Source organism: Pedobacter frigoris, from assembly GCF_032678645.1.
In the GTDB taxonomy this organism is placed as follows: Bacteria; Bacteroidota; Bacteroidia; order Sphingobacteriales; family Sphingobacteriaceae; genus Pedobacter; species Pedobacter frigoris_A.
This window is the reverse complement of record NZ_JAVTSP010000004.1, coordinates 136,439-149,712: the sequence shown is the minus strand read 5'-3', so window position 1 is coordinate 149,712 and position 13,274 is coordinate 136,439. Positions and strand designations below refer to the sequence as shown.

Sequence of the window (13,274 nt, the reverse complement as noted above, 5' to 3'; positions counted from 1 at the left end):
CCATGTACAATCAACCGATGTTAAGAGACGATGCATTAAAAGGAAAAACCATAGTAATTACAGGTGGAGGAACAGGCTTGGGCAAAGCCATGGGGACCTACTTCCTAAAGTTGGGTGCAAATTTAGTCATCACAAGTCGCAAGGTTGATGTGCTTCAAAAGACAGCCACAGAAATGGAAAAAGAAACCGGAGGGAAGGTGCTGGCTGTAGGCTGCGATGTGAGAGAATACGAACAGGTAGAAAATGTCTTGACAGAAAGCATAAAGGTGTTTGGGAAGGTTGATGGATTAATTAACAATGCGGCAGGGAATTTCATTTCCCCAACAGAACGTTTATCTGCCAATGCTTTCTCCGCTGTTATTGATATTGTTTTGAAAGGTTCGGTAAACTGTACACTTGCATTCGGTAAACATTGGATCAAGGAAAAACAGGCTGCAAGTGTTTTAAACATTGTGACAACTTATGCTTTTACAGGATCTGCTTATGTAGTACCCTCTGCCTGCGCCAAAGGCGGGGTATTGGCAATGACGCGCTCCCTGGCCGTGGAATGGGGTAAATATGGTATTCGAACAAATGCCATAGCACCAGGACCATTTCCAACAAAAGGTGCCTGGGAAAGGTTATTACCAGGGGATCTTGCTGAAAAGTTTGATTTCAAAAATCGGGTCCCTTTGAAACGTGTAGGTGATCATCAGGAGCTTGCAAACCTGGCCGCATTTCTCATCAGTGATTTCGCGGGTTACATCAATGGTGAAGTCATTAGCATTGACGGTGGTGAATGGTTGCAGGGCGCTGGTCAATTTAATGGACTTGAAGCGATACCAAATGAGATGTGGGATGCTTTTGAACAGATGACAAGATCAGCAAAAGGAAGCTGATTTTTTTACCACCTGATCAATGCACTCGCCCAGGTAAACCCTGATCCGAATGCTGCAAGACAAACCAGATCTCCATCTTTGATCTTTCCTGCTTCCCAGGCCTCGCATAAGGCTATTGGAACGGACGCAGCCGTAGTATTACCGTATTTTTGGATATTATTGAATACCTTTTCATCTGGCAAGGCCAATAATTGCTGCACATATTGGCTTATTCTTAAATTTGCCTGATGTGGCACAAGAAGATCTATATCTTCGGGCTTTAAATTATTCGCATTTAGCGCTTCTTTTATAACTTCCGGAAACTTAACAACAGCTTTTTTAAATACCGCCGGGCCATCCATATAGGGGAGAGCAGCACCGCTCTCTAGTTGCTCTGTTGTTAAAAACAGCCCCCCGAGCTCCTGATCAGGGTATCCCGGTTTGTCTTTGAGCCATTTGTTAGCGTTTGATCCCGGATAAAACATAGCGAGGATTTCTGCATCAGCGCCATCGCTATGCAAGTGGGTACTTAATATGCCCTGGCTTTCCTTATCCGTTGGCTGAAGGACTACTGCCCCTGCCCCATCTCCGAATATAACAGATACATTCCGGCTCCTTGTTTCAAAATCCATAGCAAAGGAATGTTTCTCGCTTCCTACCACCAGGATGTTCTTATACATTCCGGTTTTAATGAACTGATCTGCGACCGATAAGGCATATACAAATCCTGAGCATTGGTTCCTGATATCCAGCGCGCCAATTTCTTTCATTTTCATTTCCCTTTGCAGTAACACGCCGCAACCAGGAAAGTAATAATCTGGACTTAGCGTTGCGAAAATGATAAAATCTACATCTTGTGCGGTAATACCCGCACGTTCAATGGCAATTTTAGCAGCCTCTATCCCCATTGTTGTCGTCGTTTCTTCAAGACGGTCGGCAAACCTGCGCTCTTTAATTCCGGTACGTTCCTGTATCCATTCATCATTCGTATCCATGAAACGGGACAGATCATTATTTGTATAAATATTTTTAGGGACATAATAACCGATACCGGCAATCTTTGAACGCTGCATCATATTTGGAGTTTGTATTAATTTTAAGCAAAAATAACTTTAACTGCAACATTATTTTGAAATTAGCTTATTTTTGTATTATGTCCACAGAAACAAAAGAAGAAACATTTACATTAGAAGAAATCCTTACCTCATTAAAAACAGTTCATCGCTTAATCCTTTGGAATGATGATGTAAATACTTTTGACCACGTAATACATTGCATGATGAAATACCTTGACTATTCAGAACATCAGGCAGAAAAAATAGCATGGGAGGTGCACAACAAAGGTAAGTGTGCCGTTTTAGAAGGCTCATTTACTGAAATGGAAGTTTACCGTAAAATTCTGCAACAGGAAGGCCTGACTGTTTCTGTCGATTAACTAAGGGAGAACCTTTATTCCAATTTCCCAAATAGCTTTGTCAATTCTTCTTGAGTGGTATAAGTTTTATCTTTAGCGTACCAACCGTGAAGTTTTTCTGCAATTTCCATCATGTCAGTTGTTTCTTTTTTCCATTGAGCCAATAATCCCTGAAGTACAGCAGGTCTTGGTCCCCAGCTATCCAGCAGCGTACCTGCTTCATTCAAAATAAGAAGTACAGGAATAGCTCTGCCGCCATTTGTAAGATGGGCATCTATCAGTGGCAAGTTTTTATCCCTTAAAACAAATTTCAGATCAAATTTCTCAGAGAAATCAGTGGCTATCTTATTAAAAACAGGGACAATTTGCGCTGCATCACCGCACCAGCCTTCAGATATAACTAAAAAAAGGTATTTATTTTGAACCCCGGTAAGGATATGGATCAATGAGTCTTGTAATTCAATCGTTTTATCCACCCTGCTCATCCGCTGTACATTCATTTTTGTATAGTGAAGCATTGCTTCTGAGTCGTCCGGACCTGTGGTCTTGCCCTCACTTAAAAGTTTGTTTATTAAATCCCTGTAAGCAGCGTAGCTTATGCCGTCGTTATCAAAAATATTACTATAGTTAATCATAATTGCTGTAATAAAATAGTTACTCCCTATTTTTTTAAACTTCCTCGCCGTTTCTTTGTCCCTCTTATATAAATGATGAAAAAAGAAAGATCCCCAATGAAGAATTATGTGTGCAAAGTACTGCTTTTAACAATTGCTATTTGTATTGTTTCTGTAAAACTTAATGCACAGACTACAGGAGACGGTAAAATTACTGCCAAGGTAATTGACGCGCAAAATAATGAAAGTGTACCCTATGCTACAGCAATTGTAATCAACAGAAAAACGAAAGCCGTTGTAAAAGGAGCGCAAACTGACGCAGATGGTAATTTAGTAATAGCAGGGATACCTAATGGGGTTTTTACTTTTAAAATAAGCTATGTGGGTTATCAAACTATGGTAAGAGACTCTGTATCTATTTCTGATATTGCTAAGACGATTAACCTTGGCACAATCAAAATGAAAACGGCCAAAGGAACTGTATTGAATGAAGTAGCAATTACTGCCCAAAAAAGTTCGATGCAATTGGGCATAGATAAAAAAGTTTTTTCGGTAGATCAGAGTCTGGTAAGCGAAGGCGGTTCCGCTTCTGACCTCCTTCAAAATGTACCTTCAGTTCAGACAGATATAGATGGGAATGTTAGCTTGCGCGGTTCAACCGGGGTGAAGGTACTTATTGATGGAAAACCATCCTTAATAGCGGGAGGAAATGTCGCCCAAATTCTTCAGTCTCTACCTGCGAGTTCAATTGAGAGCGTTGAGCTGATCACCAATCCTTCAGCAAAATATGATGCAGAAGGACAATCAGGCATCATTAATATCGTCTTGAAAAAGAATAAAAAATTAGGATTTAACGGATCTGTTGCCTTAACTGGTGGCAATCAAAATAACTACAATGCAAGCACGAATTTAAGTTTCCAGAACAAAAAAATAAATATCTATGGAAATTACAGCTACAGATATGGAAATAGATTAGGTGGAGGATATAACAATATCACCTATTTAAACAGTGCTTTTGCTACTGCCTACGCAAATCAGAATACGGATTCAAAATCTTTGGAAAAAGGGCATAATGTAAAAGCAGGGATAGATTATTATGTAACTGATAAAAGTATATTGAGCTTTACTGCAGGATTTAACAACAGAGACAATGACAGAAATGAGTTTCTGAAGATCGACAAGTTCAACAACCAAAATTCTCCTTTAGAGCTTAGCAATCGTGACAACTCAAACCTTGGTTCTGGTGGCAGTTATGATTTGAATCTGGATTTTACACAAAAATTCAATAAGCCAAAGGAAGAACTCACCTTTAATTTTAGCTTCTCTGAGGGCACAAACGACAATTATCAGATCTATAACACCAATATTTATAACATAGGTGGCAATGCCGTAGGAACTCTTCCTGATATTCAGCGCAACGATGGAAATGGACTTAACAGGAATTACAACATACAAACAGATTATACACTTCCTGTAGGTAAAGCCGGAAAAATTGAAGCCGGATACCGCAGCCAGATTAAATTTGCCGAGAATAGTACTTACTCAGATCGATTCAGTAACCTCACAGGTGAATACGAGGTAAACTACTCACTGACCAATGAGTTTAACAGTAAAGACCAAGTCCATGCATTGTATGTAAACTATCAGAATCAGATAAAAGATTTTGGATATCAATTTGGCCTAAGGGCTGAAGATGCCACTTTGGATACGCGTCTAGGCATGTATACATCATCGGGCTTACAATATAGTCCAGGTAAGGTAGAATACACAAGATTATATCCTAGTATCTTCTTAACACAAAAATTTAAGGGGGAGCAACAGGTTCAATTAAACTATAGCAGACGTGTAAACAGACCAAGAGGCTGGGATACCAACCCTTTCTTAGATGTTTCAGACCCGTTAAACTATCGCCAGGGAAATCCGAATCTGAAACCTGAGGATGTTCATGCTTTCGAACTGAGTTATATGAAATTCTGGTCTAAAATAACATTTACTTCAAGTGTCTATATACGTCAGACGAATGATGTAATACAGCGTGTAAGAACAGATCCAGACGAAAATGGAATTACCATCAGTACTCCTCAGAATTTAACGAGTCAGCTCAACAGCGGAATGGAGTTTATAGGCAGGGTAGATGTTAGCAAGGCCTGGAATTTCACTGCGAATGTAAATTTATATCAAAGTAAAATTAAAGGCGTGCCTTCTTACGGTATACTGGAAAACTCGGGCTTCAGCTGGAATGCAAACCTGACCAACAATTTTGTACTTCCTTACAATATTACAATGCAATTAAAAGGCGATTATCGGGCTCCAGAGGTGATGGCTCAGGGAAAAAGAAATGCAATGTATGCTGTTGATGCCGGGGCAAAATATGATTTTAAAAACAAAAAATCATCCCTAAGCCTTAATGTAAGAGACGTATTTAATACGCGCCAATGGAGCATGACTACTGAAGCGAACAATACCATTATCGATTTCAGGAGAAGAATGCAGGGCACTATGGCCAATCTGACCTTCTCTTATCGCTTCGGCAAAAATGATTTCAACTTTAAGAAAAGTAAAAAACCAGATCAGGAAATGCGCTCTGATGAAGAGTCATTCTAACAATACTTATGAAACGCTTGATCATTATATCTTGGCTAGTATTCTTTACTCTGCATACTTATGCAGCCGATAAAGGTATAATATCAGGTAAGGTTGTCGAACAAGTAGGCGCTTTACCAGTACCTGCGGCTGTAGTTTCGCTATATATCGCCGGAACACAGCAGCCACTGATAACAGTACCTACAGATGAAGATGGCTTGTTTAAGATCAGTTCATTAAAGCATGGAAGCTATTCATTAAAAGTCAGCTATGTCGGTTTTAGCCCATTGGTTATAGCCGACATCATTCTCACAGAAAAAGAATATGAGAAAAGGCTAGGCACCTTAAAGCTGGTTGCAGATCAAACCAGCTTGAATGAAATAACTATAAATGCCGAAAAGCCCCTGATTCAGTACGCAGCGGATATGATGACCTACAATGTGGAATCGTCTATCCTATCTGAAGGAAGCACTGCCTCTGATATCTTAAAAAATGTACCAATGGTGGAAGTAGATCTGGATGGGAATGCTTCAATTTCCGGAAAAAGAAATACACGGATTTTCATCGACGGAAAACCTTCGGATTACATGACATCAAACATTGCCGACTTATTGAGTGTCTTACCATCGGATGCTATTGAAAAAGTTGAAGTCATGACCAACCCGCCGGCAAAGTATTCCGGCGATGGCGAAGGGATTATCAATATAGTGATGAAAAAGAACTTCAAAATAGGCCTTGGAGGAAATGCCGGAGCTTCTGTTGGATTAGAAGGAAATACCAGTGTCAACACCAATGCGTCGTATAAAAGCAAGACTTATTCTATTAATGGCGGAGCTTCTTACCGATATAACATCCGCAAGAACACAAATGAGAACTACCGGGAAAACTTTTTTGCAGATACGACTTTTTACTATAATAATTTTAATGACAACCGCGACTCAGGTGATGGTGGCAATTATAGAGTAAATTTTGATTGGGATATCACCAAGAAGCAAAATCTGCATGTATCCACAAACTACAATAACAACGTCAACAACAACAGATCTGGAGCATATAATCATTATTTGGATGAAGACCTTATTGAAAGTAGTTTGAGAAATCAGAATACAACCGGGGAACGGACAGGCCATACCTTCGTTTTTGATGCTGACTACGATATACAGACCGATACTACCGGTGGGAAATTATCCGCAGGATTTACTTATAATGACAACAATAATTTCAACGGCAGACTACAAAATACAACTTATACACCCGCAAACCGGAGCTCCAGACTACAAGAGAATAGAAATGGCATCACCAATAATGGACTGAGTTTTAAATTAGATTATGACCGGCCTGTATTCAAAAAAAGAGATCACATTGAGCTTGGTCTTATGTACAATTTCCGTAATAACAATAACGATCAATTGATTCAAAGTTTTGATTTTAATACAGGCCAATATGTAGTTAATGAAAATCTTAGTAACGAGTTTTTGTACAAAGAGGACATCTTTGCAGGATACGCAACTTATAATTTAAGAGGCAAAAACTGGGGTGCCAAGGCGGGTCTGAGAGCCGAGCTGACGAAAGTTGATTTCGACTTGTCGTCGGGCGAGAGTTATACAATTGACCCCTATCTTAGCGTGTTTCCAAGTTTTTCAATCAATAGAAATTTTAGAAAAAGATACAATATCGGGGCTTCTTATAGCGTGCGTGTCAACAGGCCGAGAGAAAATTCGTTGAATCCGCAAGTCAACAACACAGATCCGCTTAACATCAACTACGGAAATCCAAATCTATTACCTGAATTAACACATCAAATGGACATCAGCTTTAATGTCTACGGTAAGCTATGGTCGTTTATTCCAAAGTTGGCCTACTCTACCCGAAAAGCTGTGATAGAAAGATATCGGTTTGTCGACCAGACAGGGGTTTCAGAAACAACCTTTGATAATGTTGGCTCCAATACTGAATACAGTTTATTCCTTATAGGTAATTACCGTCCGCACAAGACCATCTCCACGAATGCCAATTTTAGTTTTAGTGAGGCAACCTATAAATCCGACAGAAACAGTGCACTAAACAGAAAAGGTAAAAACCTTCGCGGACGCATTGGGTTATCGATGGAGTTACCTTTCAAAACCGCCTTTGAGGGAAACGTAAATTATTATAACAATATTTCCGCCCAAGGCAGAAACAAGGGGTCTATTACTACATGGATGGGAGCCAGAAAGGTATTCCTTAAAAACAAGTTGAATGCGCGGATCAGCATAAGCGATCCATTCGGCAGGAGCAGTAATTCTTCTGTCAATGAAGGGATCAACTTCCGATCGGAAAACTACTACACCAGCAATACGAGTAATGTGACGCTGAGTCTTAACTACAGATTTACTAAAGTAAGTAAAACAAAACCTGTCCCACCCCCACCGGTGAAGCCATAATAATTTTGAAAACAGAATTTGTATATTGGTCGCTATGGAAGATATCAACCCCTGGATCACAATAGAAAGCCATAAAATTTACGAGAACAACTGGATAGGCTTAACTGAACACCAGGTAATCAATCCTTCCGGAGGGAAAGGCATTTATGGTGAGGTTCACTTTAAAAACTATGCAATTGGAATTTTGCCTCTGGATGATGACATGAATACCTGGTTGATCGGCCAGTACAGGTTTCCTTTAAAAGCCTATAGCTGGGAGATACCTGAAGGTGGTGGTCCTTTAAACGACGATCCACTGGAAAGTGCCAAAAGAGAACTCCTGGAAGAAACGGGACTTACGGCCACTGAATGGACTGAGATTCAGAGAATGCACCTTTCAAATTCTGTAAGCAATGAACTCGCAATTATTTATATCGCTAAAGGGTTGAAAGAAGGAATCGCCGAGCCTGAAGAAACCGAACAGCTCATATTGCGGAAAATACCTTTTGAAGAGGCTTATCAAATGGTGATGAATGGACAGATAACAGACAGCATGAGCGTAGCTTCAATCTTAAAAGCGAAAATTCTATTACTTGAGGGAGCGTTGTAATTCAAAATATCTTTAATATTGTAATGGCTTTTACTGATCAACTATGAACAAGTTTTTAGGCTATATATTTAGCCCTATTTTTTATCTTTTTTTCTTCCTTACGCTGGTCATTTTCCAGCCTGTTCAATGGATATGCTATAAGGTATTTGGTTATAAAGCACATAAGGTTTCTGTGGATATACTCAATTTCTTCCTCACTTATTGCGATCTCTTTTTAGGTGCTTCGGTATCATTTAATAACAAATTTGACATCCCGACAAACCGTTCCATAATTTTTGTAGCCAACCATCAAAGCATGTATGATATACCTGCGCTCATTTGGTTTCTGAGAAAATACCATGTTAAATTCATTTCTAAAATAGAGCTGACTAAAGGAATCCCTTCCATTTCTTTCAATCTCAAATACGGCGGCGGGGCAAACATAGATCGCAAGGACAGCAAACAGGCGGTATCAGAAATCATAAAGCTAGGGAGGAGAATGAAAGAGAATACATGGTCAACGATGATTTTCCCGGAAGGCACAAGATCAAAAGATGGGAAACTAAAAACCTTTCAGGTAGGTGGCATGGCTACACTTTTAAAGGTAGTACCTGATGCGCTGGTAGTACCTATCGCAATAGAAAACTCGTGGAAACTGGTACAATATGGCAAATACCCTTTAAGCTTTGGAGAAAGGCTCCGCTGGACTGTTTTAGAGCCGATAGAGCCGGCAGGAAAAAAACCTGAAGAAGTTACCGCAGAAGCCGAGAATGCGATAAGACTTAAGCTGAATCAGGCATTAACGGATTAAACTAAATATTCTTATTGTCAATGTGCTTAAAGAATTCGTCCCTGTAAGTATCTCCTATTGGTATTACTTTACCACATATTGAGATCCTGCTGCGTTCAATACTCTCTATTTTATCAAGAGAAATGATGTAAGATTTATGTACCCTGATGAACTGCCCCTGCGGCAATGTTTCTTCCATCTTCTTCATATTCTGAAGCGTAATGATGCGTTCTGACTTCGTGTATATGGAAATATAGTCTTTTAAACCTTCTATATAAAGTATGTCATCAAGCTCAATCTTTTGAATCTTATGCTCAGTTTTCACAAAGATAAAATCCTGGATCGGATTGGCGATAATGGAAAAAGGTGCTGATGTCAGAAGCGGCTGAGGAGGAGAAACAGGTTCAGCTGACTTCGCCTGATTATGTACTTTTTCAACTGCTTTATAGAATCGGTCAAACGCAATCGGCTTCAATAAATAATCTGACACATTCAGGTCATAACTTTCAAGCGCATATTGAGAGTAAGCGGTTGTTAGGATATAATTTGCCTTTCCATTGGCTATTTTAAGAAACTGTATTCCTGTAAGTTCAGGCATCTGAACATCAAGAAAAACTAGATCTATGCCACCAGCCTGCACCATTTGAAGGGCTTCAATAGCATTTTCTGTTCTTTTTACCAATTCCAAAAAAGGCACCTTAGAAACATAATCTTCTATAATATCTAGTGCCAGCGGCTCATCATCTACCGCAATACATTTTAACTTTATCATATGTCAAGCATTAACTCACTGGTGTAATGGGTAGCCGAATTTACAATATTTAATTTATACCTATCCGGATAAAGTAATTGTAATCTCCGTTCGACATTATTTAATCCCACGCCTCCCATTTCATCCTTATTATATGTATTCTTTTTGTTGGTAATGCTGAAATGAAGGATTTTCTGATTTGCGATAATGTTGATCTTAATTGGATTTTCAGGATCATTGGCAATACCATGTTTAAATGCATTTTCTACAAATGAAATCAGAATAAGCGGGACTATACGCTGGTCATCAATTTCCCCCTGCAAAGTCATCTCTACGGAAGCCCCATCTTTAAATCTCAATTTTTGCAGTTCAATGAAACTTTGAACGTAATCTATTTCTTTGCTCAACGCAACCCAGCTGTCATTACTTTCATAGATCATATATCGCATGATTTCTGAGAGTTTTAATATTGCATCCGCAGTTTTATCTGATTTTTGATATGCAAGAGAATAAATGTTATTTAATGAATTAAACAAAAAATGAGGGTTCAGTTGCGATTTTAGAAATTGTAATTCCATTTCTCTTTTTTCACTAACGAGGTTCTTTTGAACTTTTTCGTTCCCCACCCAATCTATCGCAAACTTAAGCAAAGCACTTACTACAATAAAAAATCCGGAAGTAAATATAGCCTGAACGGCAAATGTCCCAAGCTCCTCATAAAATGGCACATTTGAAGCTGCCACGTGATGTGACAATATGATATTACTATACACAGCCGCCAAAAATGTCTTAATAATCGCCATGATTACTATTACAAGAACAATAGCAAGCATATATAGCCCGTATCTTTTTTTCTGCTGAATCAGCATTGGAATCAGCAGTGTATAGTTAATATAAAAAATGGACAAGTTAATGATTGCAAAATATCCATATTTTACGGTGATTTCATACGACCCCAGATCATTATTAATAGCTCCTATTATTGGAACAATAAGCGTTACTAACCAAAAAACCAAGTGTATTATTAAAGATTTTTTACTCTTCATTATATGCCTGTTGACAAAAATTCCATTGTTCCAAAATAACGCAATCTAACGGTTTTAGTTAATTCGTTTCGACGAACAGCCTTTTTTTTTCTACCAAATCCCCAAATAACCCAATTAATCACTAAACTATGCTTTTAAGGCGTTTATCTAGAATTATTTGAACTTGGTCTAAAACATTTTAACAGCCTTTTATTTATCATTCTATTTGTTTCATCAAACCGAGCGTAACAAGCTCCTGAGAGCAAAAACAGTAAAACACTCGAAAAACGAACAACTATGAAAAAGTTAACAAACGTATCGCCATTTCTACTTCTTTTAGTACCAGTATTTATTATGATGCTGTTAACACTGGCAAAAACCAGCAACAATAGCCAGGATGAAGAAATGACTGTAAAGTCTTCAGCATCAAATACAAATGTTATAAAAGTAAGTAATCCTTTTTCTAAATAATAGATGAGCGAACTGGTAATTGAAACGCGTGGACTAAATCACTATTTTGGTCAGCAAAAGGTGGTCGATAATCTATCTCTAAAAGTTCAAAAGGGAAGTATATATGGATTTCTTGGACCTAATGGCGCGGGAAAAACAACATCAATAAAAATCCTCTTAAACCTATTAAAATCCCCAAAGGATACTGTTTATCTATTTGGAAAAGAACTCAACAGCAATAGAATTAAAAGTCTGAAGAGACTTGGTGCCCTGGTAGAACAACCGGCCATATATGCGCACATGTCAGGAAAGGAAAACCTGATAAACAGATGTATTTTACTAGGCATCAATAAAGAAAAGGCTGATGATATGCTGGCTTTAGTTGGGCTCACAGAAGCTGCAGATAAAAAGGCTGGTAAATATTCTCTTGGAATGAAGCAGCGTCTTGGTATCAGTCTGGCATTACTATCTGATCCTGAATTGTTATTGCTTGATGAGCCGACCAATGGTCTTGATCCGAATGGAATTATAGAAATTCGTAACCTGATGATTGAACTGGCGGGTAAACACGGTAAAACCATCCTTGTTTCTAGTCACCTGTTGAGTGAAATCGAAAGAATCGCCACCCATGTTGGAATTATCAACAAGGGCAAGCTGCTATTCCAGGGAACAATTACAGAACTTCATGATCTAAGCAAGCCAACTATAGAAATTGAAGTATCAGATATTGTCGGAGCATCGGAATTCCTAAAAACAAATGGATTTGAGGTCAATACAATTGAAGAAAAGAAAATAAGCTTAATGTATAAATCGGCTGATGAAAGTGGAAAAATAAATACGCTTCTGGTTCAAAATGGTTTCATTGTCTCGAGTATATATCAGGTTAGAAAAGACCTTGAACATTTATTTTTGGACATCACAAAAAACAACTAATATGCACGCTCTATTTATATCTCTGAAATCTGAATTTTACAAATCCAGAAAAACACTGGCCTTTTGGGCCTCCATTTTACTTCCATTACTGATTTGTTCATTGATCGCTTTCGGCTTTTTCAGTCAGTCGGCGAGAATGTCTAAAGTTCACTATCCTGCAGAGGCCTTGTGGATGATGTACAGCGGCTCTGCACTAGGTGTCATGGGTATGCTAATACTGCCTTTTTATGTGATCTTCATGGCCTTTTCAGTAAATAACATCGAACATAAGAATGACACATGGAAAACGCTGTTTGCCCAACCTCTAAATAAATTTTCCATATATGCAGCAAAGTATCTTTATGCAGTTTTGCTGATATTTATATGTCTATCTCTATTTGTTCTGCTTACCTATCTCTCTGGAAACTTGCTGCATCTGCTGGTCAAAAGCTATAACTTCAATGAATTTAATCCTTTGGAAATGCTCTCAAAAGTATATTTGAAGTTGTTTATCTCCTCCCTTGGCATTCTCTCCTTGCAATTTATAGCTAGTTTAATATGGAGTGACTTTTTAAAACCCATGGGTATAGGTTTCATTGGGATCATAGCAGGTATAATTACAGCAACTAAAGGCTGGGAATATGCATATTTAATACCATATAGCCATCCTGTCATGGTGCTGACTGCTGCAAAAGGGAAAGAGCCACAGGCATTCTTCACACAGGAAATATACAGCAGCCTTATATATGCCACTATCTTTTTCATATTGGGTTACTTCATTGTAGCTAGAAAAAGCATCAAATAGTAAGTTTAGTTTTAGTTTAATAGTAAGGAATGGCGGATTTACATCCGCCTTTTCTTTTATACATCACTTTGGTAAATACCAC

At 38.5% G+C, this 13,274-nt stretch carries 13 protein-coding genes; 9 read left to right on the top strand and 4 right to left on the bottom strand.

Annotation, left to right across the window (positions count from 1 at the left end; all coding sequences use genetic code 11):
* The first annotated feature begins 2 nt into the window (after positions 1-2).
* Positions 3-878 (top strand): SDR family oxidoreductase, encoded by an 876-nt coding sequence (locus tag R2Q78_RS14085; RefSeq protein ID WP_316792955.1) that lies wholly within the window; start codon positions 3-5, stop codon positions 876-878.
* A gap of 5 nt (positions 879-883) precedes the next feature.
* Here the strand turns inward: R2Q78_RS14085 and R2Q78_RS14080 are convergent, their stop codons facing one another.
* Positions 884-1,933: a beta-ketoacyl-ACP synthase III gene (locus R2Q78_RS14080; RefSeq protein ID WP_316792953.1), complete on the bottom strand. Its 1,050-nt coding sequence runs from the start codon at positions 1,931-1,933 to the stop codon at positions 884-886.
* Positions 1,934-2,010: 77 nt separating this feature from the next.
* On the opposite strand from R2Q78_RS14080, the gene R2Q78_RS14075 reads away from it, so the two are divergent.
* Positions 2,011-2,292, top strand: coding sequence for an ATP-dependent Clp protease adaptor ClpS (locus R2Q78_RS14075; RefSeq protein ID WP_136835944.1), 282 nt, complete (start codon positions 2,011-2,013; stop codon positions 2,290-2,292).
* A 14-nt stretch (positions 2,293-2,306) separates the two neighbouring features.
* Here R2Q78_RS14075 and R2Q78_RS14070 read toward each other — a convergent pair whose 3' ends face one another.
* On the bottom strand, positions 2,307-2,906 hold the full coding sequence (locus R2Q78_RS14070) for a thioredoxin family protein (RefSeq protein WP_316792951.1): 600 nt from the start codon (positions 2,904-2,906) through the stop codon (positions 2,307-2,309).
* Between the two features lie 72 nt (positions 2,907-2,978).
* Here R2Q78_RS14070 and R2Q78_RS14065 point away from each other — a divergent pair, with 72 nt between their 5' ends.
* The 4 genes from R2Q78_RS14065 to R2Q78_RS14050 are packed head-to-tail and all read left to right on the top strand — an operon-like array spanning position 2,979 to position 9,270.
* Positions 2,979-5,489 (top strand): TonB-dependent receptor domain-containing protein, encoded by a 2,511-nt coding sequence (locus tag R2Q78_RS14065; RefSeq protein WP_316792949.1) that lies wholly within the window; start codon positions 2,979-2,981, stop codon positions 5,487-5,489.
* Between the two features lie 8 nt (positions 5,490-5,497).
* The gene (locus tag R2Q78_RS14060) at positions 5,498-7,891 is read left to right on the top strand and encodes a TonB-dependent receptor domain-containing protein (protein WP_316792947.1); all 2,394 of its coding nucleotides are present in this window, start codon (positions 5,498-5,500) and stop codon (positions 7,889-7,891) included.
* Positions 7,892-7,925: 34 nt separating this feature from the next.
* A complete protein-coding gene (locus R2Q78_RS14055; RefSeq protein ID WP_316792946.1) occupies positions 7,926-8,480 on the top strand; it encodes an NUDIX hydrolase in 555 nt (184 codons plus the stop codon).
* A 43-nt stretch (positions 8,481-8,523) separates the two neighbouring features.
* A complete protein-coding gene (locus R2Q78_RS14050; RefSeq protein ID WP_316792945.1) occupies positions 8,524-9,270 on the top strand; it encodes a lysophospholipid acyltransferase family protein in 747 nt (248 codons plus the stop codon).
* Between the two features lies 1 nt (position 9,271).
* Here R2Q78_RS14050 and R2Q78_RS14045 read toward each other — a convergent pair whose 3' ends face one another.
* Positions 9,272-10,021 carry a LytTR family DNA-binding domain-containing protein gene (locus tag R2Q78_RS14045; RefSeq protein WP_316792943.1) on the bottom strand — a complete coding sequence of 250 codons (750 nt, stop codon included), beginning with the start codon at positions 10,019-10,021 and terminating at the stop codon, positions 9,272-9,274.
* The gene (locus R2Q78_RS14040) at positions 10,018-11,046 is read right to left on the bottom strand and encodes a sensor histidine kinase (protein ID WP_316792941.1); all 1,029 of its coding nucleotides are present in this window, start codon (positions 11,044-11,046) and stop codon (positions 10,018-10,020) included. The genes R2Q78_RS14045 and R2Q78_RS14040 overlap by 4 nt, the downstream gene beginning before the upstream one ends.
* 276 nt (positions 11,047-11,322) lie before the next feature.
* On the opposite strand from R2Q78_RS14040, the gene R2Q78_RS14035 reads away from it, so the two are divergent.
* Genes R2Q78_RS14035 through R2Q78_RS14025 form a run of 3 tightly spaced genes read left to right on the top strand, consistent with a single transcriptional unit; the run spans position 11,323 to position 13,192 of the window.
* Complete coding sequence (locus R2Q78_RS14035) at positions 11,323-11,496, top strand: hypothetical protein (protein ID WP_316792939.1); 174 nt, start codon at positions 11,323-11,325, stop codon at positions 11,494-11,496.
* A gap of 3 nt (positions 11,497-11,499) precedes the next feature.
* Positions 11,500-12,408, top strand: a complete 909-nt coding sequence (locus R2Q78_RS14030; protein WP_316792938.1) for an ABC transporter ATP-binding protein — start codon at positions 11,500-11,502, stop codon at positions 12,406-12,408.
* A gap of 1 nt (position 12,409) precedes the next feature.
* Positions 12,410-13,192, top strand: coding sequence for an ABC transporter permease (locus R2Q78_RS14025; RefSeq protein ID WP_316792937.1), 783 nt, complete (start codon positions 12,410-12,412; stop codon positions 13,190-13,192).
* Positions 13,193-13,274: the final 82 nt, after the last annotated feature.

What these genes read in the sequence shown, in the direction of transcription:
- R2Q78_RS14055 (WP_316792946.1), top strand. Translation starts at nt 7,926, where the DNA reads ATGGAAGATATCAACCCCTGGATCACAATAGAAAGCCATAAAATTTAC.
- R2Q78_RS14085 (WP_316792955.1), top strand. Translation starts at nt 3, where the DNA reads ATGTACAATCAACCGATGTTAAGAGACGATGCATTAAAAGGAAAAACC.
- R2Q78_RS14030 (WP_316792938.1), top strand. Translation starts at nt 11,500, where the DNA reads ATGAGCGAACTGGTAATTGAAACGCGTGGACTAAATCACTATTTTGGT.
- R2Q78_RS14050 (WP_316792945.1), top strand. Translation starts at nt 8,524, where the DNA reads ATGAACAAGTTTTTAGGCTATATATTTAGCCCTATTTTTTATCTTTTT.
- R2Q78_RS14075 (WP_136835944.1), top strand. Translation starts at nt 2,011, where the DNA reads ATGTCCACAGAAACAAAAGAAGAAACATTTACATTAGAAGAAATCCTT.
- R2Q78_RS14070 (WP_316792951.1), bottom strand. Translation starts at nt 2,906, where the DNA reads ATGATTAACTATAGTAATATTTTTGATAACGACGGCATAAGCTACGCT.
- R2Q78_RS14035 (WP_316792939.1), top strand. Translation starts at nt 11,323, where the DNA reads ATGAAAAAGTTAACAAACGTATCGCCATTTCTACTTCTTTTAGTACCA.
- R2Q78_RS14065 (WP_316792949.1), top strand. Translation starts at nt 2,979, where the DNA reads ATGATGAAAAAAGAAAGATCCCCAATGAAGAATTATGTGTGCAAAGTA.
- R2Q78_RS14045 (WP_316792943.1), bottom strand. Translation starts at nt 10,021, where the DNA reads ATGATAAAGTTAAAATGTATTGCGGTAGATGATGAGCCGCTGGCACTA.
- R2Q78_RS14025 (WP_316792937.1), top strand. Translation starts at nt 12,410, where the DNA reads ATGCACGCTCTATTTATATCTCTGAAATCTGAATTTTACAAATCCAGA.
- R2Q78_RS14080 (WP_316792953.1), bottom strand. Translation starts at nt 1,933, where the DNA reads ATGATGCAGCGTTCAAAGATTGCCGGTATCGGTTATTATGTCCCTAAA.
- R2Q78_RS14060 (WP_316792947.1), top strand. Translation starts at nt 5,498, where the DNA reads ATGAAACGCTTGATCATTATATCTTGGCTAGTATTCTTTACTCTGCAT.
- R2Q78_RS14040 (WP_316792941.1), bottom strand. Translation starts at nt 11,046, where the DNA reads ATGAAGAGTAAAAAATCTTTAATAATACACTTGGTTTTTTGGTTAGTA.